Here is a 23,775-nt window from a genome sequence, read left to right on the forward strand (position 1 = left end):
GCAATCCCCTCACTCCGCAGCCGCGGCGCCGTAGCCGCCGCCGCCGCACATCTCGATCGTGACGAGATCGTCTAGCTGCAACACCAGGTTCGATTTGCCGTCGATGGCGACGTTCGCGCCCTGCCTGACAAGCGAGATGCGGCAGGCCTTGCCGGCTTCGCCGCCCTGCATGCCGAATGGCGCAATCACCATGCGCTCGATGCAGGTGGTCAGGTGCATCGAAGGCGCGAGGATGCGATAGGTGCGAACGGAGCCGTCACCGCCGCGATACGCCCCCGCGCCGCCGGAATGCCGGCGAATGGCCTGCTGCTCCAGGCGGATCGCGTAGCTCGCCTCGATCACCTCGACCGGCGTGTTCGACGTATTGGAGAGATGCACACGGGTCGCCGACATGCCGGCCCGATCATGCCGCGCGCCCTCGCCGCCGCCGTGGACCTCGTAGAGCATTTTCCACGAACCGTTCTGCCGCGGCTCGGCGAAGAACAGCACGCCCGCAGTGGTTGCGCCACCGGCCGACAGTCGTTCGGGGATGGTGTCCTGCATCGCGCGAAAAATCGCATCGACGATGCGCATGGACGTCTCGTGGTTGCCGGCGGCAACGGACGCCATCCAGCCCGGCTCCAGGATCGAGCCCGGGCGCGTGATGATGGTCAAGGGCCGGAGCGCACCCGCATTCTGGTGCATGTCGCGCCCGCTCATGATGCGTGCCGCATAGGCGACCGCCGAGCGCGCCATGAACGGCGTCGTGTTGCAGAAGTTCGAGACGCGGTCGCAACTGCCGGAGAGGTCAAAGGTCGCCTCGTCGCCGCGAATGGTGATTTTCACATGGATGCGCGCAGGCGCGTTGTTGACGCCGCCGTCGTCGAGATAGTCTTCACCCTCGTAGACGCCATCAGGCAGATCGCGGAGCGCCTCCCGCATCTCAATTTCGGAGAGGTCGTGCAGGCGCGACTGCGTCGCCGTGAACACCGCCTTGCCGTGCTCGCGGCAAAGCTCGACGATGCGCTTCTCGCCGGCCTTGGTCGCCGCGATCTGCGCGAGCAGATCGCCCTCGCAGGACTCAGGATCGCGGACGTTGGCCTTGAGCAGCTGCACGATCGGCGTGTTGACGCCGGCTGACGTGGCGATCAGCACCGGCGGAATCCGCATCGCCTCCTGAAAAGTGTCGATCGCCTTGGCAAAATAGCTGCCCGGCCAGGTGCCGCCGATGTCGGGCCAGTGCGCCAGGCTCACCGCAAAGGCCACGATCTCGCCGTCGACGAAGACGGGGCGCACCACCTTGACGTCGTTGAGATGATTGCCGCCGAGCGCGCCGACATTGTAGATCAGCACGTCGCCGTCGTTCAGGCTCTCGACCGGCACGACCTTCAGGAGTTCCGGGATCGTGTAGGCCATCGCGCCGAGATGGATCGGGATGTCGCGGCCCTGCCCGACCAGGCCGCCGCGGCCATCCGTGATCGCGGACGACAGATCGCCGGCCTCGCGCAGCAGCGGCGAGCGCGCCGAGCGCGTCATCACCAGGCTCATTTCCTCGGCCGCGGCCGAGAGCCCGTGCCTGATGACCTCGACGACGAACGGATCGAGCTTCATGCCGCCCTCCGCGTCAGGAACAGGTTGCCTAATACATCGGGTTTAGCTTGCCAGCCCGGCGGGACCACCACCGTTGACCATGCGTCCTCGATGATCGCGGGGCCGCTGACGACATCGGTCAATTTGGCGCGATCGATGATCGCGGTCGGGATATCGTGGAGGCCGTCGAATGAGCAGGCGCGCTTGCCTGACGACACCGCCCTCACCGCAGTCGCCGGCCGGCTCACCACCGTCGTCGACGGGCGCCGTGCCTGCACGCGCACGGATTCGATGACGCAGGGCTCACTGGTCGCGTAGCCGAACAGTTCGTGGTGCCGCGCCAGAAAGTCCTTCTTCAGCGTGGTCACGTCGAGCGGCAACGTGAACGGCACCGGAATGGCATCATTCTGCGCCGCGTAGCGCATCAGCGCCACCAGCTCGACCTGGATCTCCGCCTCGGCGACACCGTTGGCGATCAGCGGCGCGGAAGCGTCGTCCATCAACGTCCCGATCCGCTCCGACACGCGCGCGAGATCGATACCGTCGAGGGCAGCGCGTAGCGTCTGCTGCTGGAGAAAGCTGAAATCGGCGGTGAGACAGCCCAGCGCCGAGAACGCGCTCGAGGCGCTCGGCACCACGACCTCTGCAATCCCGTAGAGATCGGCAAGGCCTGCGGCATGCATCGGACCGCCACCGCCGAAGGCGAGCAGCGTGCAGTCGCGGCCGTCGATGCCGCGCTCGACCGTGACGCGGCGAAGGGCACGGGCCATGGTCGCGTTGGCGACCTTGATGATGCCGAGCGCGGTTTCGGTCAGGCTCAGCCCCAGGGCGCGCGCAATCGGCTCGATGACGCGTTCCGCGGCCTTGATGTCGATGCCGATGCGGTCGCCAAGCTTGGTCTCGGGATTGAGATAGCCCAGCACGGCATTGGCGTCGGTGATGGTCGGCTCGGTGCCGCCGCGGCCATAGCAGGCCGGCCCGGGCTCGGAGCCGGCGCTCTCCGGCCCGACCGTGAGACCGCCCGGACCGTTGCGCACGATCGATCCGCCGCCTGCGCCGATCGAATGAACCGCAAGCATCGGCTGACGCAGCGGCTTGTCACCGAGCATACGGCCGTCGGTCATCTCGGCCTGGCCGTCGACGATCAGGCAGACGTCCGTCGTGGTGCCGCCCATGTCGAAGGTGAGCATGCGCGATGTGCCGAGCTGGCGCGCGATGCTGACGGAGGCAGAGACGCCGGCCGCCGGGCCCGACATCGCCATCACCAGCGGCCGCCGCTTCACGGCCGAGATCGGGACCATGGCTCCGGCCGAATGAAACACCTGCAAGCCGGCGCCGATCGGCAGCCGCTGCTCCAGCTCGCTGAGATATTCCACCGCGATCGGCATCGCGGCCGCGTTGAACACGGTCGCCGACGTCCGTTCGTATTCGCGCGCCTCGGGATTGACCTCATGCGACAGCGAGACGTGGGCGACGACGCCCTTGAGGCGCTCGCCCAGCATCTTTTCGTGCACGGGATTGGCGTAGGCGTGAAGCAGCGCCACGGCGACGCTCTGCACGCCGGTCTGCTTCAGCCAGGTCACCAGGCGCTCGATCTCGGTCTCATCCAGCGCCTTCAGCACCCGGCCCTCGTGATCGAGGCGCTCGGCGAGCCCAAAACATCGTTCGGGCGGCACCAGCGGCGGCGATTTCGGCGGAATGTCGAGACGATAGAGATCGCGGCGGCGATAGCGCGCGATCTCCAGCACATCGGCAAATCCGTCCGTAGCGACCAGCGCCACTTTCGGCAGCCGGTTCTCGACGATGGCGTTGGTGACGCGCGTGGTGCCGTGCACGAAGCGCTTAACCTCGCTCTTGCGCAAGCCGACCGCCTCGATCGCCTCCAGCATGGCCTGAACCGGCGCGTCGGGGCGCGACGGCACTTTTGCGATCCGCGCCTCCGCGGAGTCGCGCCTGATGGCGATGATGTCGGTGAAGGTGCCGCCGATATCGGTGCCGACTTCCCAGTGATTTTCAGAGGAACTCATGTGCGGGGTCAGTTACGGATGACGTCCGAACCGGACGCCGGGTGCTTGCCGGCCATCGCAACGTCCAATGCCGATCCGAGAGCGCTCATCATCATCCCCTGTCATGCCACCGCCTGCGAGCGTGCGACAGAGCGATGGGCTCGGGATAGGGCCAGAGTTGTCGCAAACCACTAGACCAGCGCAGGACCGACATCATGCAGCGCAACACCGGCTGCACGTTTTGGTGCAGCCATGCTCGCGCAGAGAGCACACGAACGCGAACCGTTCCACGCGAGGAACTTGCAGCGCACCATGGATTTCTCCGCGCAAATCGTGACGCCCGCTGCACTGCAATCGGAGCACTCAAAAACGTCTGTCTAATTTGCAGGCGATTGAACGGCGATGCGGGATAGCCGCATGCCTACGAGCTATGCACGACGGTCGGCTCAGCTTCTCTTTATTGTACGAACAGTAAGGGAGGATATTGCCGGGTCGGATGGTGCGTTGCGGCGACCGCTGCCGATGCAAGCCGCGATTCTCGCAAGCAGCGACGAGGCATCCTCGACCCGCAGCCGCCCGTAGCCGAACACCAGGCCCTGCCGCGTCGGCTGCTCCAGAAAATTTTGCGAGAGCGGCTGGACGTGGATGCCGGCCTGCTTCAGCACCGCCGCCGCTTCTCGGTCGCTCATGCGTGCATGCATTGCTTCAGTGAACAGCGCCACCAGGTGCAATCCGGTGACGGCGGAGGATACGGTGAGATCGTCAGGCATCAGCGCTGTGATCGCATCGATCAGTGCCTTCCGGCGCGCGGCGTAGATCCGCCGCATCCCGCGCAGATGCCGCAGCAGGTGCCCTTCCCGCATGAACTCGGCCAGAGCGAGCTGTCCGATGCCGGAGGTATGCACATCGATGCGCGCGCGGCCCCTGGAAAAGCCCTCGATGAAATGCCTGTTGGCAACGATGTAGCCGAGCCGCAAATTCGGCATCATGATCTTCGAGAAGGTGCCGAAATAGATCACCCGCCCCTCGCGATCGAGCGAGCGCAACGAGGCGATCATGCTGTCCTGGTGCCTGAACTCCGAATTGTAATCGTCCTCGATCACCCAGACGTCGTTCTTGTTGGCCCAATCGAGCAGCTCGAGCCGCCGCTCCGGCCCCATGCTGACGCCGAGCGGATACTGATGCGACGGCGTGACCACGATCAGCTTCGCGCCTGGCGCGCGCCGGATCCCTTCTGAGACGACAAGGCCCTTGTCATCGACCGGAATGGGAACGAGCTTCGCGCCGGCGGCCGTCAGCGCCCAGCGGGCCTCGACGAAGCCGGGCTCCTCGACCCAGACCTCGTCGCCGGGATCGAGGATCATGCGGCTGCAGAAATCAAGCGCGCCCGATGTGCCTGAGGTGACGACGACCTCTTCCGGCGAGCAGACGAGCCCGCGCACCGAGCCGAGGAAGTTCGCGATCTCGCTCCGCAAGCGCGGATGGCCTTCCGAGGGAAGATCGAGACACTCCTGCTCTCTTGGATTTTGCCAGGTCTGGCGCAGCAGGCGCGACCAGTCCTTGAATGGGAAGGTCGAGATGTCAGGCGCCCCCGGGCTGAATTCCGAGGGCCAGTTGGTCTCGTAGTCGAAGGCAAGCAGCGAGCGCCAGCGCTCCGACATATGGGCGGGCTTGGGCGCGCGCGATGTAGCGGATGCGGGCTCCACATGCGGTGTCGTAACGGACGCCACCATGACGCTGCCGCGCGGCATCGATTCAAGATAGCCCTCGGCGTAGAGCAGATCCCAGGCGGTCAACACCACCGTGCGCGAGCAGCCCAATTCGCGCGCGATCTCCCGGGATCCCAGAAATTGCGTTCCAGCCGGAAAGACGCCGCGCAAAATGCCGTCGCGGATGTGCGCCGCGATCTGCAGATGCAGCGGCACGGCCGAATTCCGGTCGATATGCATCCCGGCAAGGGACACGCGCTTGCTCGGGTGACGGCTGTTGTCCATGTCTCGCCCGTCAGGCAACGCAGGTCTATCCACCGTCATTCCGGGGCGCGCCGCTTGGCGCGAGCCCGGAATCCATTTGTCTGCATCACGTGTTGCGCGATGGATTCCGGGGTCGCGCTTCGCGCGCCCCGGAATGACAACGCGACTTTTCTTTACGCGCTCGCCTGCGTCACGAACTTCGTGTTGAGATAACCCTCGATCGCCTCGAGGCCGCCCTCGGAGCCGTAGCCAGAATCCTTGATGCCGCCGAACGGCACTTCCGGCAACGCGAGGCCATGGTGGTTGATCGAGACCATGCCGCTCTCGATGTCGGAGCCGATCGCCTGCATCGTCTTGGTCGAGGTCGTGTAGGCATAGGCCGCAAGGCCGTAAGGCAGGCGGTTCGCCTCGGCCACCACCTCGTCATAGCTGCGGAACGAGGTGATCGGGGCAAGCGGTCCGAACGGCTCCTCGTTCATGATGCGGGCATCGCGCGGCACGTCGGTGATCACAGTCGGCTCGAAGAAGAAGCCTTCGTTGCCGATGCGTTTGCCGCCGGCCTGGACCTTGGCGCCGCGCTGGACAGCATCGGAGACCAGACCTTCCATGGCGTCGACGCGTCGCGGGTTTGCCAGCGGGCCCATGCGGGTGTCCTTGTCGAGGCCGTTGCCGACCTTGAGGCTCTTGGCGGCCGCGACGAACTTGTCGACGAAGGGCTGATACACGCTCTCATGCACCAGGAAGCGCGTCGGCGAGACGCAGACCTGGCCGGCATTGCGGAACTTGTTGGCCGAGAGAATCTTGGCGGCGTTGTCGAGGTCCGCGTCCGCGAACACGATCGCCGGCGCGTGGCCGCCGAGCTCCATGGTGACGCGCTTCATGTGCAGGCCCGCGAGTGCGGCCAGATGCTTGCCGACCGCGGTCGAGCCCGTGAAACTGATCTTGCGGATGATCGGGTGCGGAATGAGATATTCCGACACTTCCGACGGCACGCCGAACACCAGCTGGACGACGCCGGCCGGAATGCCCGCGTCGGCATAGGCGCGCACCAGCTCCATGCAGCTTGCAGGCGTCTCTTCCGGGCCCTTGACGATGATCGAGCAGCCGGCGGCAAGCGCGGCCGAGATCTTGCGGACCGCCTGGTTGATCGGGAAATTCCAGGGCGTGAACGCGGCGACCGGGCCGACCGGCTCCTTGGTCACGAGCTGGGAGACGTTGCCCATCCGCGGCGGCACGATGCGGCCATAGGCGCGGCGGGCTTCTTCCGAGAACCAGTCGATGAGGTCGCCGGCGAGCATGGTCTCGCCCTGCGCTTCCACGACCGGCTTGCCCTGCTCCATGGTCATCACGGGTGCGATCTCGGCGGCGCGCGAGCGGATGATGTCGGCGGCCTTGCGCATCAGCTTGTAGCGGTCGAACGGCGAAGTCTTTCGCCAGATCTCGAAGCCGGCCTTGGCGGCCTCCAGCGCGCGGTCAAGGTCCTGGCGCGACGCGTGCGGGGTCTTGCCGATCGGCTGGCCGGTGGCGGGGTTGAGGATGTCCTCCGACTTGCCGGAGGTGCCGTCGGTCCACTCGCCGGCGATGAACATCTGAACTTTCGGGTACATCCCTGGTGTCTCCTGCATGATTTCGGCGGCGATCAGCATTGGCGCCCGGTCGCCTAACAAGTGGGCGCAGAGCTACACCGAAAGGCGGCCGGCGAAAAGGGATCAATGATGTCGCAGCAGCGCGAGGATGGTATGCGCAACAGACGACATGGCGTCGTCCCGATGCGATTATTTTTCCGTCACACCAGGCTCGACTTGCCGCGGCTGAGCACCTCGCCCGCACCCTTGTCGCCGACGATCCTGCCCTTCTCGTACACCACGCGGCCCCGCGCGATGGTGGTGACGGGCCAGCCGGTGACGTCGAAGCCTTCCCACGGCGTATAGTCCGCGCCGTGGTGCAGGTCGGCCTGCCGGATCGGCTTCTTCAATTTGGGATCCCATAGAACGACGTCGGCGTCGAAGCCGACGCCGATCGAGCCCTTGCGCGGATAGAGCCCGTAGATCCGCGCATGGTTGGTCGCGGTCAGCTCGACGAATTTCTGCAAGCTGATCCGTCCCTTCGAGACGCCCTCCGAGAACAGGATCGGCAGCCGGGTCTCGACGCCGGGAATGCCGTTCGGCACCCAGCGGAACGAGGTGCGGGAATTCGGCGCCAGCTTACCCTTGGGATCGTCGTAGCGGAACGGGCAGTGATCGGACGAGAAGGTCTGGAACACACCGGTGGTGATGCCTTCCCAGATCGCCTGCTGGCTTTCGGCATCGCGCGGCGGCGGCGAGCAGACATACTTTGCGCCTGACATGTCCATGTTCAGGCCCTTCATGTCGTCGGCCGTCAGCGTGATGTATTGCGGACAGGTCTCGGCATGCACCGGCAGTCCGCGCTGCTGGGCCCAGCGCACCTGCTCCATCGCCTCGCGCCCGGAGACGTGGACGATCATGATGGGAACGCCGATCACCTCGGCATGGCTGATGGCGCGATGCGTCGCCTCGCGCTCGACGGCCTGCGGCCGCGACACGCCGTGATAATAGGGCGCGATGTGGCCCTCGCGTTCGAGCTTGGCGGTGAGGAAACGGATCGCGTCGTAGCCCTCGCAATGGACCATGACCAGCGCCTCCTCGCGGCGCGCGACGTCGAACACTTCCAGCAACTGCTTGTCGCTGAGCACGAGGTCGTCATAGGTCATGAACACCTTGAACGAGGTGTAGCCGTCCTTGACGAGAGCCGGCAGCTCCTGCCCGAGCACGACCGCGGTGGGGTCGGAGATGATGAGGTGGAAGGCGGTATCGATGTAGCATTCGCCCTCGGCGAGCTTGCGGTAGTTCTCGACGCAGGTGCGCAGCGACGTCCCCTTCTCCTGGAGCGCGAAGGGCAGCACCATGGTGTTGCCGCCGGCCGCCGCCGCGCGCGTTGCCGAAGCAAAATCGTCGGCCATCACCACGTCGGAGCCGGAGGCCTGGGAGATGTGAACATGGCTGTCAATCCCGCCCGGCAGCGCCAGCAGACCTGTCGCGTCGATTTCGCGCGCCGCACCTTCAATGCGGTCGGCGATGTTGACGATGCGTCCGTCGCGAATGCCGATATCGGCGCGAAACTCGTCGCTGGCCGTCACGATGGTGCCGCCGCGAATGGCGAGATCGAGCTGCGTCACAGGCGTCTCCGTCACTTGATGATCGCTGATGTCTGGAAGATCCGGCCCCACGCCGCAAGGGCCGCGATGTCGCCACCGGCGAGTTCGAGCGTCCGCCACAACGTGACCGCGACCGAGTCCAGCACGGCGATGCCCAACTCCCGTTCGAGCGAGGCCGCCAGCGCGGCGCCGTCGAGATTGGTGCAGAGAATGACGACGGCATCGGCGCCGTCCGCCGCGACCGCGCGGATCATGTCGGCGATCGTCGCGGGCGTGACCTCACCGAAGGAAAAGTTATCGCGCAGGCCGAGATGCCGCTCGGCGTGAGGGGCGATCCCCTCCTCGACCCAGACATCGCCGATCCGCCGTTGCACGTCGTCCGTATAGGGTGGAACCAGGCCGACGCGTCCGGCGCCGAGCGCGCGGACGGCGTCGATGCAGGCGAGCGTCGAGGTCGTCGCCGGGATTCCGGTCCGCGCCGCGATCGCCTCGCACAGGCTCCGGTCGCGGCCGGTACCGAGCCAGCTCGCCGACGTGCCGTTCCAGGCAATGGCATCGACCCTGGCATCCGCCAGCAGATCCGCCGCCGGCAGCATCACCGAGGCGTCGAACTGATTCAGCGCCGCGGCATCGAGCGCGATCTCGGTAACGCGGAAGCGCGAGAAATGAGCGGTGACGCCGGCCACGCCATGCAGCATGGAATTGGTGACGGGCTCCAGCACCGAGTTGGACGATGGGGTCATCATGCCGAGGCGCTTGCGCTGAATTGACATCGATCACGATCGCCCCATTGAGAGAGCGCACCGCTGCGCCCCTCGGACGATCATCCGCGCCTGCCATCGCCCGCGCAACCCGCAATTTGCATGGCGCATATGATTTGTTCGATACGCAGCTCAAGCCGCGAAGGTCGACCGCAAGCGCCGCCAGCCGATGACAATGCCAGTGACGGAAAATGCCAGCCCTAGCAAGCAGAGCCCGACGACCAGGATATCGCGCAGACGCGGATGCGCCATGAGAACGGGAAAATCGAGCGTGTGAAGCGCGCTATAGAACCAGCGATAGGCCCGCCGCGAGGCATCCAGTCTTTGCAGCACGCGGCCGTCGGCACCGTCGATGTCGAACCAGAGGTCGCCGCATCGGGAGCGATAGACGGGCGCTCCGGGGACAACGGAGTGCGCGGGATAGTCGTCATTGTCGGCCAGAACGGATGGGTCGCCACAGCCCGGCGCAAGGCGCGTCGTCAGGTCATGGACATCCTTCTCGCCGAGGAATGCCACCTGCCGGCTGCGGATCGCCTCCCCCGTTTTGGTCAAGGTCTGACTGGCAAGGCCAGTCCGGTCGCGCCGGTAGACAACACCGTTGACTGCGAACCATTCGACTTCGCGAGCCGACGGCTGACCGACCGGTGGGGCCGTCGTCCAGTCAGGCGCGGCATACACCACGCCCGCTTCGGTCGGGGTCAGCTCCCCGCGCGAGAACAGCCGGCCGTGATCCATCGAGAGCCAGCCACTGAAACTCCAGGTCAGCACGAAAACGGTCGCGACGAGACCAATGATGTGATGCAGTGCGTGCCAGCCGCGATAAGGCGACGAGACCCGACGCCCTCGAATCCTGATCCTGATAATTCCGAGCACCGCGCCGAACGTCGCGGCGATAAAAGCCACCAGCGACAATGTCGAGACCACCTGATCCCAAAGGGACCAGTTGCTCCTCAGGACCGTCGGATAGATCCAGTGCAGGACGCTGCCGGCCCAATTCCACCCGCGCTCGCTGCGGGTCGTATCCAGCACGACTTCGCCGCTGCGCGAGGAGACATAGACCTCGGTTCCGGCCGCATCGCCAAGAGCGACGCGCAACAGAGGCCGGTGTCGATCAAAGCCGTTGGGTACGCTCCATTGATCATAATCCGCGCCCGAAATCATCGCCGCCCGCGCGGCATCGAGCGCGCGTTGCCGGGCATGATCCCGCGCGATACCGACCGCGACGTCGGCGGACGTCACCGATGCACCCCGTCCGTCGGAGGCATGGACCGCGCCCACACGCGACCGGTCCGACACGACATAGACCGGCCCGTCGCTCCGCTGGACCAGGCGAACGCGCGTGGCGTCCGCGATCTCGCTCGCGGCGACGGCATCCGCGACCGTAATCCTCACCTCTCCGCGATCAACCGGCGTAAGTCCGGAAAAGCGCTCCGCCTCCGTCAATGACGGAAACGGGACGAAGTGCATCACGATTCCGCTCGCGAACCACATCGCGAACAGCAGGCAGAACGCGATCCCGAGCCAGCGATGCAGCAGCACGATCGCGTTCATCATGTGGTCAGCGCCCTACCATTTGAACGCGGCCGAGAGCTCATAGGTCCTGGGCGCGCCGAGCAGGATCTGGTCGGGATAGAACGGATCGCCCCAGATCGCGTAGCGCTTGTCGGTGATGTTGCGCACGCGGAAGCCCAGACGGGCCTGGTCGACCGCGTTGAACACCGTCTTCGGGATGTCGACGAAGGCGTAGACGTCGGCGACGGTGTAGGCCTTCATCGTCACGACGTTGGCATCGGTGTTGTAGCGGTCACCGACATAGCGGCCCGTGATGCCGAGCTCCACCGGCCAGGGCGTGAAGAACCGGTACGACGCACCGGCATTGGCCACGACACGCGGCACGTTCGGCGGCGTGTTGCCGGAGAACGAACCACCGGCAAAATTGTAGTCGGCATAGCGTGCATCGACATAGGCGATGTTGCCCCAGAGCCGCAGGGGCTCGATCGGGCGCACGGCCGCGGCGAGCTCGACGCCCTTCGACTCCTGCCGTCCCGCGATGTTGAGCTGCATGCCGCCAGCCGCCGCATAGACGTTCTTGCGCTGGATATCGTAGGCCGAGAACGACCATTCCGCCCTGTTGTTCCACAACAGATGCTTGACGCCCGTCTCATAGGTGCGCGAGGTCGTCAGGTCGAGCGGCTGGGCTGGCCCAAGCAGGAAGATGTTGTTGGCTGAGACGTCGGCGCCGGTGGCGTACTGGCTGAAGAAGGTCACGCCGGGAACGGCGTCCCAGGTGTAGCCGATGCGCCCCGTCACTGGTGCCCAGGACTTCGAGAACGGGAAGTTCGCCTTTTCCAGCCCGGCGGCGTCGGTCGAGTTGCGGTCAAGCCCGATATGCTCGACGCGGAGGCCGCCGACCAGCGCGAAGGTTCGCGTGAGCTTCACCCGGTCCTCGAACGACAGCGCCTCGTTGTCGATGCGCGCGGTCTGCTGCTGCGTCGTGAGCAGGCCGTAAAGGCCACGGTCGGGATTGACGAGCGAAACGTAATCGTCCGGGAAGTTGGCCGCGCCTGGCCTGACGAAATCGAGATAGCTGGACGAAAGTGTCGTGACCAGGCGGTTGTCGAAGCCTGCGATATTAGCGTCCCAAATCAGGTCGGTAATGTTGCCGACAAGGCGTTGGCTATGTGCAACATAGAAGCGCTCGCGATCGACCATGTTCGAGTTGGGCAGGCCCGTACTGGCATTGAAAGCCTCGATCTCGTTGTTGAACCAGGTACGCTCCGCGCCATAGGCATAGGCTTGGCTCTTCAGCGTCAGGTCAGGCGCCAGCTTCAGTTCGAAGCCGCCGCGCAGCCACACCTCTTGTGCCACGTTGCGGTTGTCGAGAACGTTGTAATTGGTGTTGAAGGTACGATCGTCGATCGTGATCGCACCGAGATTCGTTTTGTTGAAGTTCGAGACGTAATTGCCCGAAACAATGCCGCTCGTCGCATGCGAACCGCTGAAGGCGATCGGTACTAGCGGTGCGCCCCAATAGGCCTTCGAGCGATCTTCCCGGTACTCGATCGCGCCCCATATCTTGAGGCTGTCGGAGATGCGGTAATTGAGCTGACCGGACACATCCAGCGTCTTGGTATTGGTGTCGTCGGCAAAGCCATTGAGCGAGGCGCGGCTGATGTCGAAGCGGTAGTCCAGCCCCTGCAAATTGGTGCTGCCGCCCGAACCGTAGTGGACGCCGAACGAGTTGAGCGAATCCCAGGAAAAGTCAGCCTCATTCCGGATCGGCCCGGTGTGTGGCTGCTTCGTGATCAAGTTGATTGCGCCACCGGCGGCACCTTCGCCCGACATCAGCGAGGCCGGACCTTTCAAAAATTCCACGGCTGCGAGATTGGCCGTATCCGTGATCCGCGAGGTCATGTTCTGCGGACCGATCTTGATGCCGTTGTAGAGCATGTTGATCTGGCTGTTGGTGAAGCCACGCATGGAGAAAGCCGCGGGCTCGGCCGGATTGTCGCCCGAGGTGACACCGACCGCGCCCTGCGCAACCTCCGACACGGTGCGATAGCCCTGCTCCCGCATGGTCGCGGCCGAGATGACTTCGACGGTCGCGGGTGTCTCCTGCACGGTCAGGCCGAGGCGCGAGGCGCTCTCGGCAACCACATTGGTGTTGAGCGGCGTCTGCGCCGCCGCGGTCGGCACGACGGGCTTGGCCGCGGCCGATGCGGCCGCGGGCCTGCGCGATGCTGCGCGGCGTGGGCTCTGCGCGTCCCGGGCCGCCGGCTTTGCCGGTTTGCGGGATTGGGCGGGCGACACCTCGACCGGCGGCAGCGGCTCGCGGGCCTGCTGCGCCAGCGCTGCGGGCAGATCGGCGACTGCAAATGAAGTAAGCGCGGCGGAAGCGAGCAGGAAGCAACGCGGTCGTACAAGACGAATGGAAGACACAGTTCGGGACCTCGGTATGACGTCAGTGGCACGTCACAGCGAACCAGGTCCCACCTCCGGCCTTTGAGCCTTCCGATGAAGCCGAATGTCTGTACTCCCCGACCGACATCTTCGCGTGTGACCACGGCTGACGGCAGGTCTCCTGGCTCGCGGGTCAGTACCTTGCATCGCCTTCCCGGGACCGAGATACCCAGTGGCTCGTGACGCAAGATTCGCCGCTTACAGTTGCGGGGGCAGCCGCGGCATTGGGGACAAAATCCCCGCACCGCATTCCCTTTTCATCCCCACTCGGGGAAACCGTCAAAGCCATCTAGGATTACCGACAAGACAGAGTCAATGTGCCGGTGCGACGTTATTACCACAGCGACCAACTTCCTTGGAGATAGGCATGGAAGGCGAGACCTTCCTCTGGCTGATACGGCATGCGCCCGTCGACGGCGTCAAAGGGACGATCCACGCGGCCGACGCGCCCGCCGATCTCGGCGATCGCGTGCAACTGGAGGCGTTGCGGCAGAGGCTTCCGCCAGATGCTGCGAGCTTGGTGAGCCCGGCGCGACGTACGGTTGAGACGGCGCGCGCGCTGGGACTCGAACCCGCGTTGGTGCCCGAATTTGGCGAGCAGGATTTTGGCGACTGGACCGGCCGGCGGCATGACGAACTCGCTGCGACCGGCGGGGAGACCTATGCGCAGTTCTGGAGCGATCCGGCGCACGCGCGGCCGCCGGGCGGCGAAAGTTTTGAGGATCAGGTCGCGCGCGTCCGACTGGGTCTCGCGCAAATCGGCGCCGGCTCCGCAACGCTCGTCGTTCACTCCGGCACCATCCGCGCCGCGCTCTGCATTGCGCTGGATCTGACACCACAAGCGGCCCTACGCTTCGTGATCGATCCGTTGTCACTGACCCGGATCGACCGGCTCGCCACGGGCTGGCGCGTCATCGCGGTCAATCAGCGCGCGGCTTGAGCCGGATCAGGCCGGGCGATCCGGCACATTGGCCTGCGCGAAGGTCGCCATGTCGTTGTGAAGGCTGCACGCGAGCCGCACCAGTGGCAGCGAGATGGCCGCACCCGATCCTTCGCCGAGCCTGAGATCGAGGCTGATCAACGGCTGCACGTTCAGCGCACGCAGCACCAGCCGATGCCCCTGCTCCGCCGATTGATGCGACGGCAGCAGGAATGGCTGGCACGACGGGTTCAGCCGCACCGCCGCCAGCGCTGCCACCGATACGATGAAGCCATCGATCAACACGGGAATGCGGGCTTGCGCAGCCGCAATGATGGCGCCGCAAATCGCCGCGATTTCGAGGCCGCCGACGGCGCACAGGATCTTTTCCGGCGAAGCGCCTGCAACGCCGCGACGCGCGATCGCAGCGTCGATCACGCGCGCCTTGTGCGCGCGGCCGGCCGCGTCGACGCCGGTACCGCAGCCCGCGATCTCCTCGGCACTGATGCCGAGCAGGCTCGCCGCAATCGCGGCCGACGTCGTGGTATTGCCGATGCCCATCTCGCCGAAGATCAGAAGATCGGGCCTGCTGGCTTCTGCGCGCGCGACTGCGCGCTGACCGGCTTCGAAGGCGAATGCCAGCTCCGTGGGGGTGAGCGCTGCTTCCACGCTGAAGTCGCGCGTGCCGCTGCGCGGCTTGTCGGTGACGATTCCTGCCATCGCCTCCTGCGCCAGCGTACCGGCGTCGACGACCTCAAGGTTTGAGCCAAGCTCACGCGCCAGCACCGAGATCGCGGCACCGCCCGAGGCAAAATTCGCCATCATCGCGATGGTCACTCCTTGCGGATAGGCCGACACGCCCTGCGCGACGATGCCGTGATCGCCGGCGAAGACGATGATCGGCACTCGCGCGGCGCGCGGCTGCTCGGTCGCCTGCAGGCCCGCAAGCTCGACCGCAAGCTGCTCCAGCCGGCCGAGCGCGCCGGCCGGTTTTGTGAGTTGCGCCTGACGCGCGAGCGCCGCCTCGCGATGGACGGCGGAGACATCGGGGCATTTCCGGGTGACCCAATCGGGGAGCATGCTGCCTCGCTTACGGCCTGCGCTTGAGAATGTAGCTGTCCATGATCCAGCCATGCCGTTCGCGCGCATCCTGTCGCGCGGCGACGATGCGCGGGCCGATCTCGGCCAGAACGCCCGACATGACGATCTGATCGGGCATGCCGAGATAAGCGCCCCACCAGATGTTCAGCCCGGCCGGATCGAGCGACTGGAATGCCGTGCTGCCGTCGAGCATCACCACCACGGTATCGACGCCCTGCGGCCAGCCGCCTTCGCGCAAGCGGCGTCCCGTCGTGACCAGGAAAGGCTCGCCGATGTCGTTGAGCGGCAGCGCATGCGCCGCGCACAGCGCCTGGATCGAGGTGATGCCGGGCACGACCTCGATATCAGGCAAGGGATCGAGCCGCCGCGCGATGCGCAGCGAGGAATCATACAGTGAGGGATCGCCCCAGATCAGCAGCGCGACCTTGCCATCATCACCGAGATGGCTGGCGATCGTCTGCGACCAGGCCGCGGCCACGGCCTCGTGCCAATCGTCCACGCCCTTGTGATAATCCGCTTCACCGGCATCGCGCACGGGAAGATCGAACTCGGCAATGCGCGTCGTTTGATTGGTGAGCACATCCGCGCAGATCGTCCGCCTGAGATCTGCGAGATCGGACTTCGCCGTCCCCTTGCGCGGGATCAGGATGAGATCGGCCGCGTTGATGGCTTGAACGGCGGCGCGCGTAAGCTGCCCGGGATCGCCGCAACCGATGCCTATCAGGGAGAGTGTCAGCATCGTGAGTGCGAAGGGCGGCCATCACGGCCGCCCGTTCGCTTGTCTCTCAAGCCGCGTTATGCAAACGCGGGGTAACGAGGCCGGGCGCGGTGACGCCGCGCAGCGACTTCGCCAGCGCCAGCACACCGAGGTCGGCCAGCGGCTCGATCACGATGACGAGCGCGTAGGAGGCCGCGAAGGTCGCGATGTTGACGAGGTTGGTCGCACCGAAGCCGGAGCCATAGAGCGCCCAGAACGCAACCCAGGCGATGACGCCGGCCTGATACGTGGTCGACAGCGCCAGCGCCTGGCGATACCTGAGATCGACATAGGCGGTGTTGCGGGCAATGATCCGCGCGGCGATCGCCTGGATCCCGAACAGCGGCACCAGCAGCGTGGTGACGTTCATGCCGAATTGCGGCAGATCGGGCGGCTCGAAGAAGATGCCCTGGAACAACAGTCCGAACGCAAGGCCGAAGGCCGCCGGCGCCGCCCCAAACAGCAGGAACAGGGTCGAGCCAAGGATGAAGTGCACCTCGGAGACGCCGACCGGGAAGTGCGGCAGGATCTCGAAGAAGACGAACACGAGGCCCGTGGTGGCGAGCGTCCGCGCCGCGAACGACGTGATGCCCTGCTCGCGCACGGTCTCGACCGCGAGCTTCAGCGCAACGCCGCCGACGGCGATGCCGGTTGCGTAACTCAACACGAGCTTGGCGCCCGATACGACTCCGGGTTCGATATGCATGGTTCAGTTCCTTCCTGCCGTCACACCCGACGGCCTTGGCCACAAAACATGCACGGCCGGTCTCCTGGCTCGCGGTTCACTGGGGTTCTCCGGCCTTCCCGGGCCTTGCGGCCCAGTGGCTGATCGGAGCCCCTCACCGCTTACAGTCGCGGGGGCGGCTGGGGTTTTGGGCGGCGCAACTGTCCGCCCACCCCCATTCCCGATTATGCTCCGGCGGTTTGCGCCGCCTCGAGCACCATGCCTCTCCTGTGTGCCCCTTTCGCCAGCCGGGCGTCAAGGGGCGAAGGGCGGCCGGGACGGTCATGACGGATAATCGCCCGCCAGCGCGCCGAACAGGATCACGGCGGCCGTCGAGGCAGCGCCACCCCGCGCAAGCTGTTCGGCCAGCTCGGCAATGGTGGTGCGGACCAGCCGCTCGTCGGGACGACCGAGGGATTCGGCGAACAGCGCCGAGGTATCCGGCGCGAGGCCGTGCTCGATCAATTTTGCGACAAGCGCCGGAAAGGTGCGCCGGCCCATATAGACCACGGTGGTCGCTTCGGGATCCGCCAGCGCCGCCCAGTTCAAATTCTGCGGCAGCTCGCCGGTGACATCGGCCCCGGTCACGAACTGCACCCGGCGCGAGGTGTGGCGCCGGGTCAGGGGAATGCCGGCTTGCGCGGCGGCGACACAGGCCGAGGTGATTCCGGGAATGATCTCGTAGCCGATGCCGGCTTCGCGCAGCGCCTCCAGCTCCTCCTCGAGCCGGCCAAAGATACCGGCATCGCCCGATTTCAGCCGCACCACACGGACGCCGGCCGCGGCGTAGTCGATCAGCAGGCGGTTGACGTGGTGCTGCTTGGTCGAGGGCCGCCCTGCCCGCTTCCCGACCGCGACGAGATTGGCGCCGGGCCGGGCCAGATCGAGGATCGCGCCCGAGGCGAGGTCGTCATAGAGTACGACGTCGGCATCGCGCAGCCGCGCGGCGCCTTTGAGCGTGAGGAGCTCGGGGTCGCCGGGGCCGGCCGAGATGAAAGTGACAAAACCGCTCACCGGTCCTCCGCGATCAGGTGGAAGAACGTGCCGGTGGCATGACCGCGGCGCGAGCCGGTCTCGGCGATGATCGCGCCTGTTGCATCGTGCACGACCGCGAGCGGCGTATCCGGCTGTGCGACAATCGTCGAATAGTGGAACTCATGACCGCGCAGGCGCGCGCCGGCCTGATGCCCCGGCATCGGCGCGGCGAGTGCAGCGAGACGATAGCCGAGATGCATGCGGCGCTTGGCAAAGCTCGTCTCCAGTCCGAGCAGGCCCGTCATCTCATGACGGACGCCGTCGGCATCGGTCAGTGCGGTTCCCAGCACCATATAGCCTCCGCATTCGCCGTGCACCGGCCGTGTGTCAGCGAAGGCGCGCAAGCCGCTGCGAAAGCGGGCATTGGCCGCGATCTTCCCCGCGTGTAGCTCGGGATAGCCGCCGGGCAGCCAGCAGACATCGGCGCTGGCATCGGGCGCTTCATCGGCAAGCGGCGAGAATGTCGAGATCTCGGCGCCCGCCGCGCGCCAGGCTTCCAGCATGTGCGGATAGATGAAGGAGAACGCGGCATCGCGGGCAAGCGCAATGCGCTGGCCGGGCGGCGTCACATTCATGCCGTTTGCCGCCGGTTGCGGCGACCAGGCGGCGGCCGCCCGCAGCACCGCGTCGAGATCGACGTGTTCGGCGACGAAGCGCGCGGCTTCGTCGATCAGCTTGCCGATCTCGGCCTGCTCCTCGGCCTGCACCAGGCCGAGATGCCGTTTCGGCAGGCTGATCTCGGCATGACGCGGCAGCGCGCCGAACACGGCGATGCCGGCGTCGTTGAGTGCACGCCGCACAAGATCTTCATGACGTGGGCTGGCGACGCGGTTGAGCACCACGCCGGCAAGGCGCACACCGGCGCGATAGTCACGAAGGCCTGCGGCGATCGCCGCCGCCGTCTGCGCCTGTCCGGAGGGATCGATCACCAGCAGCACCGGCCAGCCCAGCATCTCCGCAATGTCGGCGGTGGCGCCGGTGCCGGAGACGCCGCGCGCGGCGACGCCGTCGAACAGGCCCATCGAGCCCTCCGCGAGCACGACATCGGCATCAGTGCCGCGACCGACGAGATGAGCAATCGTCTCGCGATCCATTGCCCAGCTATCGACGTTGACGGAAGCGCGCCCCGTCGCAGCGGCATGGAAGGCGGGATCGATATAGTCGGGTCCGCTCTTGAAACACTGCACGTTCAATCCGCGATTGCGCCAGGCGCGCGCCAGCGCCAGCGTCAGCGTGGTCTTGCCGACGCCGGAGGCCGGCGCAGAGATGACGAGCCCTGCCGGCATCACGATGCCTCCGGAAAGCGCGGTTCGGCACCGACCGGCCGATAGCGGCGGTCGTAGTCGACGGCATAGAGGCGGCTCTCGTCAAAATCCGCAGCGCCGAGCGTCTTGCCAACCAAAATGAGTGCGGTGCGCTCCATCTCGGTGCCGACGGCGGCATCGAGCGTCGCCAGCGTGGCGCGAACGATGCGCTGGTCCGGCCAGCTCGCGCGCCAGACGATCGCGACGGGGCAATCCGCGCCGTAATGCGGCGTCAGCTCGGCGATGACCTTGTCGAGCAGATGGATCGACAGATGGATCGCGAGCACCGCACCGGTGGCGGCAAACGCTGCGAGCTTTTCGCCCTCAGGCATTGCGCTGGCGCGGCCCGGCGTGCGCGTCAGCACGACTGACTGGGCAAGACCGGGCAGCGTCAGCTCGGTCTCCAGCGCGGCTGCGGCGGCCGAGAAGGACGGCACGCCCGGCGTGACCGTGTAGGGAATGCCGAGCGCGCGCAGACGTCGCAGCTGCTCGCCCATCGCCGACCAGATCGCGAGATCGCCGGAATGCAAGCGGGCAACATCCTTGCCGGCGGCATGCGCGGCCGCGATCTCCGCGATGATCTCGTCGAGCGACAGCGGCGCGGTGTTGACGATGCGCGCACCGGGCGGGCAATGCGCCAGCACGCCCTCGGGCACCAGCGAGCCCGCATAGAGGCAGACCGGACAGACCGCGATCAGGTCGCGTCCGCGCAACGTCAGCAAATCCGGAGCGCCCGGCCCTGCACCGATGAAGTGCACCGTCATGCGCCGTCTCCTTCCGCGATCGCGGCGGTCGCGGTGCGATCCCGCGAGATCGCCCGCGTCGCAATCAATCGCGCGCGAGGGCCAGCCGCAACGAGCGCAGCGGCTTCAGCGACCGAGCCGGTGCCGAACCTTTCCGCGACGAGTTTTGACTGCGTCGGCGTATGGATGTTGGCCAACGCTTCAGCCGAGACCGCCTTGATCGGCACACCGCATTCGCGCGCGAGCTGCTTTAGCGCTTCCGCGTCGGCCTTGTCGCTGACAGTCGCGACCGCTGCAAGGCCTTCAGGACCACCCGCCGCCAGCAGCGCCTCGCGCAGCGAAGCCAGCGTGACATCCTTCTTGAATCCGAGTCCGGCGACTTTCATCGAACCGCACTCCATTGCACCACGGGCCGCGACGCTTCCCAGGACCGGTAGCGGCCGAGCGGCGCGGCATGGGCAATCTCGACCCGCATCAATTCGCCGCCGTGGCGCTGGTGCAGTTCGCCGAGCAGTGCCTCCGTCTCCAGCGTCACCGCATGCGCGACGAGCCGCGCACCCGGCGAGAGCCGTGACCAGATGGCATCGAACATTGCGATATCGAGACCGCCACCGATGAAGACGGCATCCGGCGCTTCCAGTCCGGCGAGAGCGCCCGGCGCGGCCCCCGTTACGATCGTGATCCGATGCGCCAATCCGAACGCTGCCGCATTGCCGCGGATATTCGCGGCACGATCCTCGCGCGCCTCGATGGCGCTCGCCGTCCCGCCGCACAGCGCCCATTCGACCGAGATCGAACCCGAGCCGGCGCCGATATCCCACAGCCGCTCGCCGTGACGCGGCGCCAGCGCCGAGAGCGCCAGCGCGCGCACCGGCCGCTTGGTGATCTGGCCGTCGTGAGCAAAGAGATCGTCTGACAGGCCGGAGCTGCTGGGAATGCCTTGCCCGCCCCTCGCCTCGACCGCTACTGCGACCAGGTTTTCGCCCAGATCGCCCGCAAAGCTGTCGGCACGATGCTCAGCGATACTTTCGCGCGGCCCGCCGAGCGCGGCGAGGGTCCAGAACGCCGAGGCGCCCCACCCGCGCTCGCTCAGCCATTTGGCGAGCTCACCGGCCGCCTTGCCGTCGCGCACGAGGCAAATGATGCGCGCACCTCGGACCAGATGCGGCACGAGACGCTCGAACGGCGCGGCATGAAGCCCGAGACAGGCGATGGCTTCGAGGCGCCAGCCGAGCCGCGCGGCGGCGAGCGAGAAGGTCGATGGCGCCGAATGCGCGATCCACTCGTTGGCATCGAGCTTCTCGGCGAGACTTGCACCCGCGCCGTGCCAGAACGGATCGCCGGAGGCGAGCACCACCGTCGGCCGGCCGCGGCAGCTCACCACGATGTCTGCGTCGAACGGCACCGGCCACGGGCGACCGCGCCCCTCCACGTCAGCAAGCGCGAGATGACGCTCGCCACCAAAAACAGTTTCTGCCCTGGCGAGCGCCTTTCGGCTTGCTTCGGACAGCCCGGCAAGGCCATCTTCGCCGATACCGATGATGGTCAGCCAGGGATCAGCCATGACGCGCGCCCTCATTCTGGGCGGAACCGCCGATGCGAGCTTGCTCGCCTCGGAAGTCGCACGCGCGCGCATCGACGCCGTGTATTCCTATGGCGGCCGAACGCGCGCGCCCGCCGATCAGCCGCTGCCGACCCGCATCGGTGGCTTCGGCGGCGTGAGCGGGCTGGCCGACTATATTCGCCGTGAGCGCATCACGCATGTGATCGACGCCACGCATCCCTTCGCTGCCGAGATGAGCCGCCACGCGGTCCAGGCGTGCGCGCAAACGGGCACGCCGCTGATCGCGCTCGAGCGCGCGCCTTGGACGAGGGCGCCCGGCGACAACTGGATCGAAGTCGCCGACGTCACCGCCGCAGCCGCCGCGCTGCCCGAGTCGCCCGCAAACGTGTTCCTCGCCATCGGCCGGCAGCACATCGCGCCATTCGCGAGCAAGCCACAGCACACCTACACGCTGCGGTTCGTCGATCCGCCCGAAGCACCGCTGCCCTTCGCTGCGGACGTGATCGTCTCGCGCGGGCCGTTCACGTTCGACGGCGAGCTCGACATGATGCGCGCGCGCAGCATCGCGTGGATCGTCGCCCGCAATTCCGGCGGCGATGGCGCACGCGCCAAGATCGACGCGGCCCGCATGCTCGGCCTGCCCGTGATCATGATCGAGCGACCGGAGCTGCCCGATCGCCAGCGGGTTGAGAGCGTGACCGAGATCATGCAGTGGCTCGGTCATCGCGCCTGCCTCGGGGCATAGACCCAGCGGCCGACGCGGCGCGTCTGCGAATTGCCGACGATCACCAGCGTGCGCATGTCGGCCATCTCGGGCCGCGCGTCGTTCAGCGCGACAGTTTCGATCCGCTCGTCCGACGTGCTGATCGCGCGCGCGAAAATCACGAGGCGCTCGCCGCAGCCGGCTTCTTTCAAAACTGTGAGCGCGCGGCCAAATCCCTCCGGCCGGCTTGCCGAGCGCGGATTGTACATCGCAATCGAGAAGTCGGCTTCGGCGGCGAGCCGCAGGCGATTCTCGATCACCGCCCACGGCTTGAGATTGTCGGAGAGATTGATCGCGCAGAAATCATGGCCGAGCGGCGCACCAGCGCGCGCGGCCGCCGCCAGCATCGCGGTGATGCCAGGCAAAACGCGAATGGGAAGCTCGCGCCATTGCGGCGCCTGTTCGAGCGCCTCGAACACGGCCGACGCCATCGCGAAGACGCCGGGATCGCCGGAGGAGACGACGACGACCTGCCCGCCTTCGGCCGCAAGCCGCAGGGCCTCGCCCGCGCGCTGCAGTTCTTCGCGATTGTCGGAAGGATGCAAGGCGAGCCCTGCCCGCGGCGGCACGCGCGCAACATAGGGCGCATAGCCCAGAATATCCGTCGCGGCGGCAAGCGCGGCGGAGACCTCAGGCGTCACCAGCGCATCGCTGCCCGGCCCGAGGCCCGCGATGGTCAGCGTGCCCGTCATTCGGCGGCGTCCAGATGCCGGCCTTTACCGTGCACGAGTACGATCGCAAAATAAGGACACTCGGCGGCATCGATCTCGGCAAGCCGGACCACGCGCTCGCCCGGCATGGTGCCACGCTCGACCAGCCAGGCATCGTCCAGCCGGCCGGCGGAAGCCAGCGCGCGGCGCACCTTTGCGAGATTGCGGCCGGTCTTCATGATGACCAGCGCATCGGAATCGCGCATGCGCCGTTCGAGCTCGTCTTCCGCGAGCGTGCCCATCAGCACCGTCGTCACGTCGTCACCAAGCGCGATCGGCCGGCCGACGCCGTTCCAGCAGCCGACCATGCCGGGAATGCCCGCGATCACCTCGATCTCGACACGGCCTTGCAGGCGCGTGTGCAGATGCATGAAGGAGCCGTAAAAGTAGGGATCGCCCTCGCAGAGCACGACGACGTCGACCGCCCGCGAAAGCCGCGCCAGCCGTTCCGCCCATTCGTCGTAGAAGCCGGCCAGCAGCTGCACATATTCCGGGCTATCGAAAGCGAGCTCCGTCGTAACCGGATATTCCATTGCGTATTCGGTGACGTCGGAGGACAACATGCCTTCGACGATCCGCCGCGCCTGGCCGGGCCGACCCTTCTTGCGAAAATAGGCGACATGTTTCGCGCCGCGCACCGTCCGGTCGGCGCGCACGCTCATCATATCAGGGGCACCGGGGCCGAGACCGCAGCAGATGATGCGTCCCATG

General features: G+C 66.4%; 20 protein-coding genes and 2 riboswitches. Of the genes, 2 read left to right on the top strand and 18 right to left on the bottom strand.

Annotated features, from left to right (window positions below; translation table 11 throughout):
- Nucleotides 1-9 precede the first annotated feature (9 nt).
- From IVB46_RS23045 to IVB46_RS23080, 8 genes are all read right to left on the bottom strand, one after another.
- Nucleotides 10-1,590, bottom strand: a complete 1,581-nt coding sequence (locus IVB46_RS23045; protein ID WP_247308771.1) for a hydantoinase B/oxoprolinase family protein — start codon at nt 1,588-1,590, stop codon at nt 10-12.
- The gene (locus IVB46_RS23050; RefSeq protein WP_247308769.1) at nt 1,587-3,596 is read right to left on the bottom strand and encodes a hydantoinase/oxoprolinase family protein; all 2,010 of its coding nucleotides are present in this window, start codon (nt 3,594-3,596) and stop codon (nt 1,587-1,589) included. Before IVB46_RS23050 ends, IVB46_RS23045 begins: the two co-directional genes overlap by 4 nt.
- A gap of 425 nt (nt 3,597-4,021) precedes the next feature.
- A complete protein-coding gene (locus tag IVB46_RS23055) occupies nt 4,022-5,569 on the bottom strand; it encodes a PLP-dependent aminotransferase family protein (RefSeq protein WP_247308768.1) in 1,548 nt (515 codons plus the stop codon).
- A 152-nt stretch (nt 5,570-5,721) separates the two neighbouring features.
- Nucleotides 5,722-7,155: an NAD-dependent succinate-semialdehyde dehydrogenase gene (locus IVB46_RS23060; RefSeq protein ID WP_038934240.1), complete on the bottom strand. Its 1,434-nt coding sequence runs from the start codon at nt 7,153-7,155 to the stop codon at nt 5,722-5,724.
- A gap of 179 nt (nt 7,156-7,334) precedes the next feature.
- Complete coding sequence (gene hydA, locus IVB46_RS23065) at nt 7,335-8,744, bottom strand: dihydropyrimidinase (protein WP_247309118.1); 1,410 nt, start codon at nt 8,742-8,744, stop codon at nt 7,335-7,337.
- An 11-nt stretch (nt 8,745-8,755) separates the two neighbouring features.
- Complete coding sequence (locus tag IVB46_RS23070; protein WP_247308766.1) at nt 8,756-9,496, bottom strand: aspartate/glutamate racemase family protein; 741 nt, start codon at nt 9,494-9,496, stop codon at nt 8,756-8,758.
- Between the two features lie 120 nt (nt 9,497-9,616).
- Complete coding sequence (locus IVB46_RS23075; protein WP_247308764.1) at nt 9,617-11,038, bottom strand: PepSY domain-containing protein; 1,422 nt, start codon at nt 11,036-11,038, stop codon at nt 9,617-9,619.
- Nucleotides 11,039-11,050: 12 nt separating this feature from the next.
- Nucleotides 11,051-13,423 carry a TonB-dependent receptor gene (locus tag IVB46_RS23080; RefSeq protein WP_247308762.1) on the bottom strand — a complete coding sequence of 791 codons (2,373 nt, stop codon included), beginning with the start codon at nt 13,421-13,423 and terminating at the stop codon, nt 11,051-11,053.
- A gap of 114 nt (nt 13,424-13,537) precedes the next feature.
- Nucleotides 13,538-13,740: riboswitch (cobalamin riboswitch) on the bottom strand.
- A 71-nt stretch (nt 13,741-13,811) separates the two neighbouring features.
- Here IVB46_RS23080 and IVB46_RS23085 point away from each other — a divergent pair.
- Nucleotides 13,812-14,384, top strand: coding sequence for a histidine phosphatase family protein (locus IVB46_RS23085; RefSeq protein WP_247308760.1), 573 nt, complete (start codon nt 13,812-13,814; stop codon nt 14,382-14,384).
- A 6-nt stretch (nt 14,385-14,390) separates the two neighbouring features.
- On the opposite strand, the gene cobT is transcribed toward IVB46_RS23085, so the two are convergent.
- From cobT to cbiE, 8 genes are all read right to left on the bottom strand, one after another.
- On the bottom strand, nt 14,391-15,443 hold the full coding sequence (gene cobT, locus IVB46_RS23090) for a nicotinate-nucleotide--dimethylbenzimidazole phosphoribosyltransferase (RefSeq protein WP_247343529.1): 1,053 nt from the start codon (nt 15,441-15,443) through the stop codon (nt 14,391-14,393).
- Between the two features lie 10 nt (nt 15,444-15,453).
- On the bottom strand, nt 15,454-16,203 hold the full coding sequence (cobF, locus tag IVB46_RS23095; RefSeq protein ID WP_247308756.1) for a precorrin-6A synthase (deacetylating): 750 nt from the start codon (nt 16,201-16,203) through the stop codon (nt 15,454-15,456).
- 46 nt (nt 16,204-16,249) lie between these two features.
- Nucleotides 16,250-16,927, bottom strand: coding sequence for an energy-coupling factor ABC transporter permease (locus tag IVB46_RS23100; RefSeq protein WP_063984424.1), 678 nt, complete (start codon nt 16,925-16,927; stop codon nt 16,250-16,252).
- A 36-nt stretch (nt 16,928-16,963) separates the two neighbouring features.
- Nucleotides 16,964-17,182, bottom strand: a riboswitch (cobalamin riboswitch).
- Between the two features lie 45 nt (nt 17,183-17,227).
- Nucleotides 17,228-17,959, bottom strand: a complete 732-nt coding sequence (gene cobA, locus IVB46_RS23105; RefSeq protein ID WP_247308754.1) for a uroporphyrinogen-III C-methyltransferase — start codon at nt 17,957-17,959, stop codon at nt 17,228-17,230.
- The gene (locus IVB46_RS23110) at nt 17,956-19,266 is read right to left on the bottom strand and encodes a cobyrinate a,c-diamide synthase (protein WP_247308753.1); all 1,311 of its coding nucleotides are present in this window, start codon (nt 19,264-19,266) and stop codon (nt 17,956-17,958) included. Before IVB46_RS23110 ends, cobA begins: the two co-directional genes overlap by 4 nt.
- Nucleotides 19,266-20,048, bottom strand: a complete 783-nt coding sequence (cobM, locus tag IVB46_RS23115) for a precorrin-4 C(11)-methyltransferase (protein WP_247308752.1) — start codon at nt 20,046-20,048, stop codon at nt 19,266-19,268. Before cobM ends, IVB46_RS23110 begins: the two co-directional genes overlap by 1 nt.
- Nucleotides 20,045-20,413, bottom strand: a complete 369-nt coding sequence (locus IVB46_RS23120; RefSeq protein ID WP_247308751.1) for a cobalamin biosynthesis protein — start codon at nt 20,411-20,413, stop codon at nt 20,045-20,047. The genes cobM and IVB46_RS23120 overlap by 4 nt, the downstream gene beginning before the upstream one ends.
- Nucleotides 20,410-21,591 (bottom strand): precorrin-6y C5,15-methyltransferase (decarboxylating) subunit CbiE, encoded by a 1,182-nt coding sequence (gene cbiE / locus IVB46_RS23125; protein WP_247308750.1) that lies wholly within the window; start codon nt 21,589-21,591, stop codon nt 20,410-20,412. Before cbiE ends, IVB46_RS23120 begins: the two co-directional genes overlap by 4 nt.
- Between cbiE and IVB46_RS23130 the strand changes: the two genes are divergently transcribed.
- Nucleotides 21,590-22,336 carry a cobalt-precorrin-6A reductase gene (locus IVB46_RS23130; protein WP_247308749.1) on the top strand — a complete coding sequence of 249 codons (747 nt, stop codon included), beginning with the start codon at nt 21,590-21,592 and terminating at the stop codon, nt 22,334-22,336. The genes cbiE and IVB46_RS23130 overlap by 2 nt on opposite strands.
- On the opposite strand, the gene cobJ is transcribed toward IVB46_RS23130, so the two are convergent.
- Together cobJ and IVB46_RS23140 are read right to left on the bottom strand one after the other, a co-directional pair.
- Nucleotides 22,312-23,046, bottom strand: coding sequence for a precorrin-3B C(17)-methyltransferase (cobJ, locus tag IVB46_RS23135; protein WP_247308748.1), 735 nt, complete (start codon nt 23,044-23,046; stop codon nt 22,312-22,314). The two genes, IVB46_RS23130 and cobJ, sit on opposite strands and share 25 nt — an antisense overlap.
- Nucleotides 23,043-23,774, bottom strand: coding sequence for a precorrin-2 C(20)-methyltransferase (locus IVB46_RS23140; protein ID WP_247308747.1), 732 nt, complete (start codon nt 23,772-23,774; stop codon nt 23,043-23,045). The genes cobJ and IVB46_RS23140 overlap by 4 nt, the downstream gene beginning before the upstream one ends.
- Nucleotide 23,775: the final 1 nt, after the last annotated feature.

This window comes from Bradyrhizobium sp. 61 (assembly GCF_023073075.1).
Taxonomy (GTDB): Bacteria; Pseudomonadota; Alphaproteobacteria; order Rhizobiales; family Xanthobacteraceae; genus Bradyrhizobium; species Bradyrhizobium barranii.

Coding starts and splice junctions, on each gene's coding strand:
- IVB46_RS23050 (WP_247308769.1), bottom strand. CDS start 3,596: ATGAGTTCCTCTGAAAATCACTGGGAAGTCGGCACCGATATCGGCGGC.
- IVB46_RS23120 (WP_247308751.1), bottom strand. CDS start 20,413: ATGAAAGTCGCCGGACTCGGATTCAAGAAGGATGTCACGCTGGCTTCG.
- IVB46_RS23045 (WP_247308771.1), bottom strand. CDS start 1,590: ATGAAGCTCGATCCGTTCGTCGTCGAGGTCATCAGGCACGGGCTCTCG.
- cobM (WP_247308752.1), bottom strand. CDS start 20,048: ATGACGGTGCACTTCATCGGTGCAGGGCCGGGCGCTCCGGATTTGCTG.
- cobT (WP_247343529.1), bottom strand. CDS start 15,443: ATGCTCCCCGATTGGGTCACCCGGAAATGCCCCGATGTCTCCGCCGTC.
- cobJ (WP_247308748.1), bottom strand. CDS start 23,046: ATGACGGGCACGCTGACCATCGCGGGCCTCGGGCCGGGCAGCGATGCG.
- IVB46_RS23060 (WP_038934240.1), bottom strand. CDS start 7,155: ATGTACCCGAAAGTTCAGATGTTCATCGCCGGCGAGTGGACCGACGGC.
- IVB46_RS23070 (WP_247308766.1), bottom strand. CDS start 9,496: ATGTCAATTCAGCGCAAGCGCCTCGGCATGATGACCCCATCGTCCAAC.
- IVB46_RS23085 (WP_247308760.1), top strand. CDS start 13,812: ATGGAAGGCGAGACCTTCCTCTGGCTGATACGGCATGCGCCCGTCGAC.
- cobF (WP_247308756.1), bottom strand. CDS start 16,203: ATGCTGACACTCTCCCTGATAGGCATCGGTTGCGGCGATCCCGGGCAG.
- IVB46_RS23130 (WP_247308749.1), top strand. CDS start 21,590: ATGACGCGCGCCCTCATTCTGGGCGGAACCGCCGATGCGAGCTTGCTC.
- cbiE (WP_247308750.1), bottom strand. CDS start 21,591: ATGGCTGATCCCTGGCTGACCATCATCGGTATCGGCGAAGATGGCCTT.
- IVB46_RS23100 (WP_063984424.1), bottom strand. CDS start 16,927: ATGCATATCGAACCCGGAGTCGTATCGGGCGCCAAGCTCGTGTTGAGT.
- IVB46_RS23075 (WP_247308764.1), bottom strand. CDS start 11,038: ATGATGAACGCGATCGTGCTGCTGCATCGCTGGCTCGGGATCGCGTTC.
- IVB46_RS23140 (WP_247308747.1), bottom strand. CDS start 23,774: ATGGGACGCATCATCTGCTGCGGTCTCGGCCCCGGTGCCCCTGATATG.
- IVB46_RS23055 (WP_247308768.1), bottom strand. CDS start 5,569: ATGGACAACAGCCGTCACCCGAGCAAGCGCGTGTCCCTTGCCGGGATG.
- IVB46_RS23110 (WP_247308753.1), bottom strand. CDS start 19,266: ATGCCGGCAGGGCTCGTCATCTCTGCGCCGGCCTCCGGCGTCGGCAAG.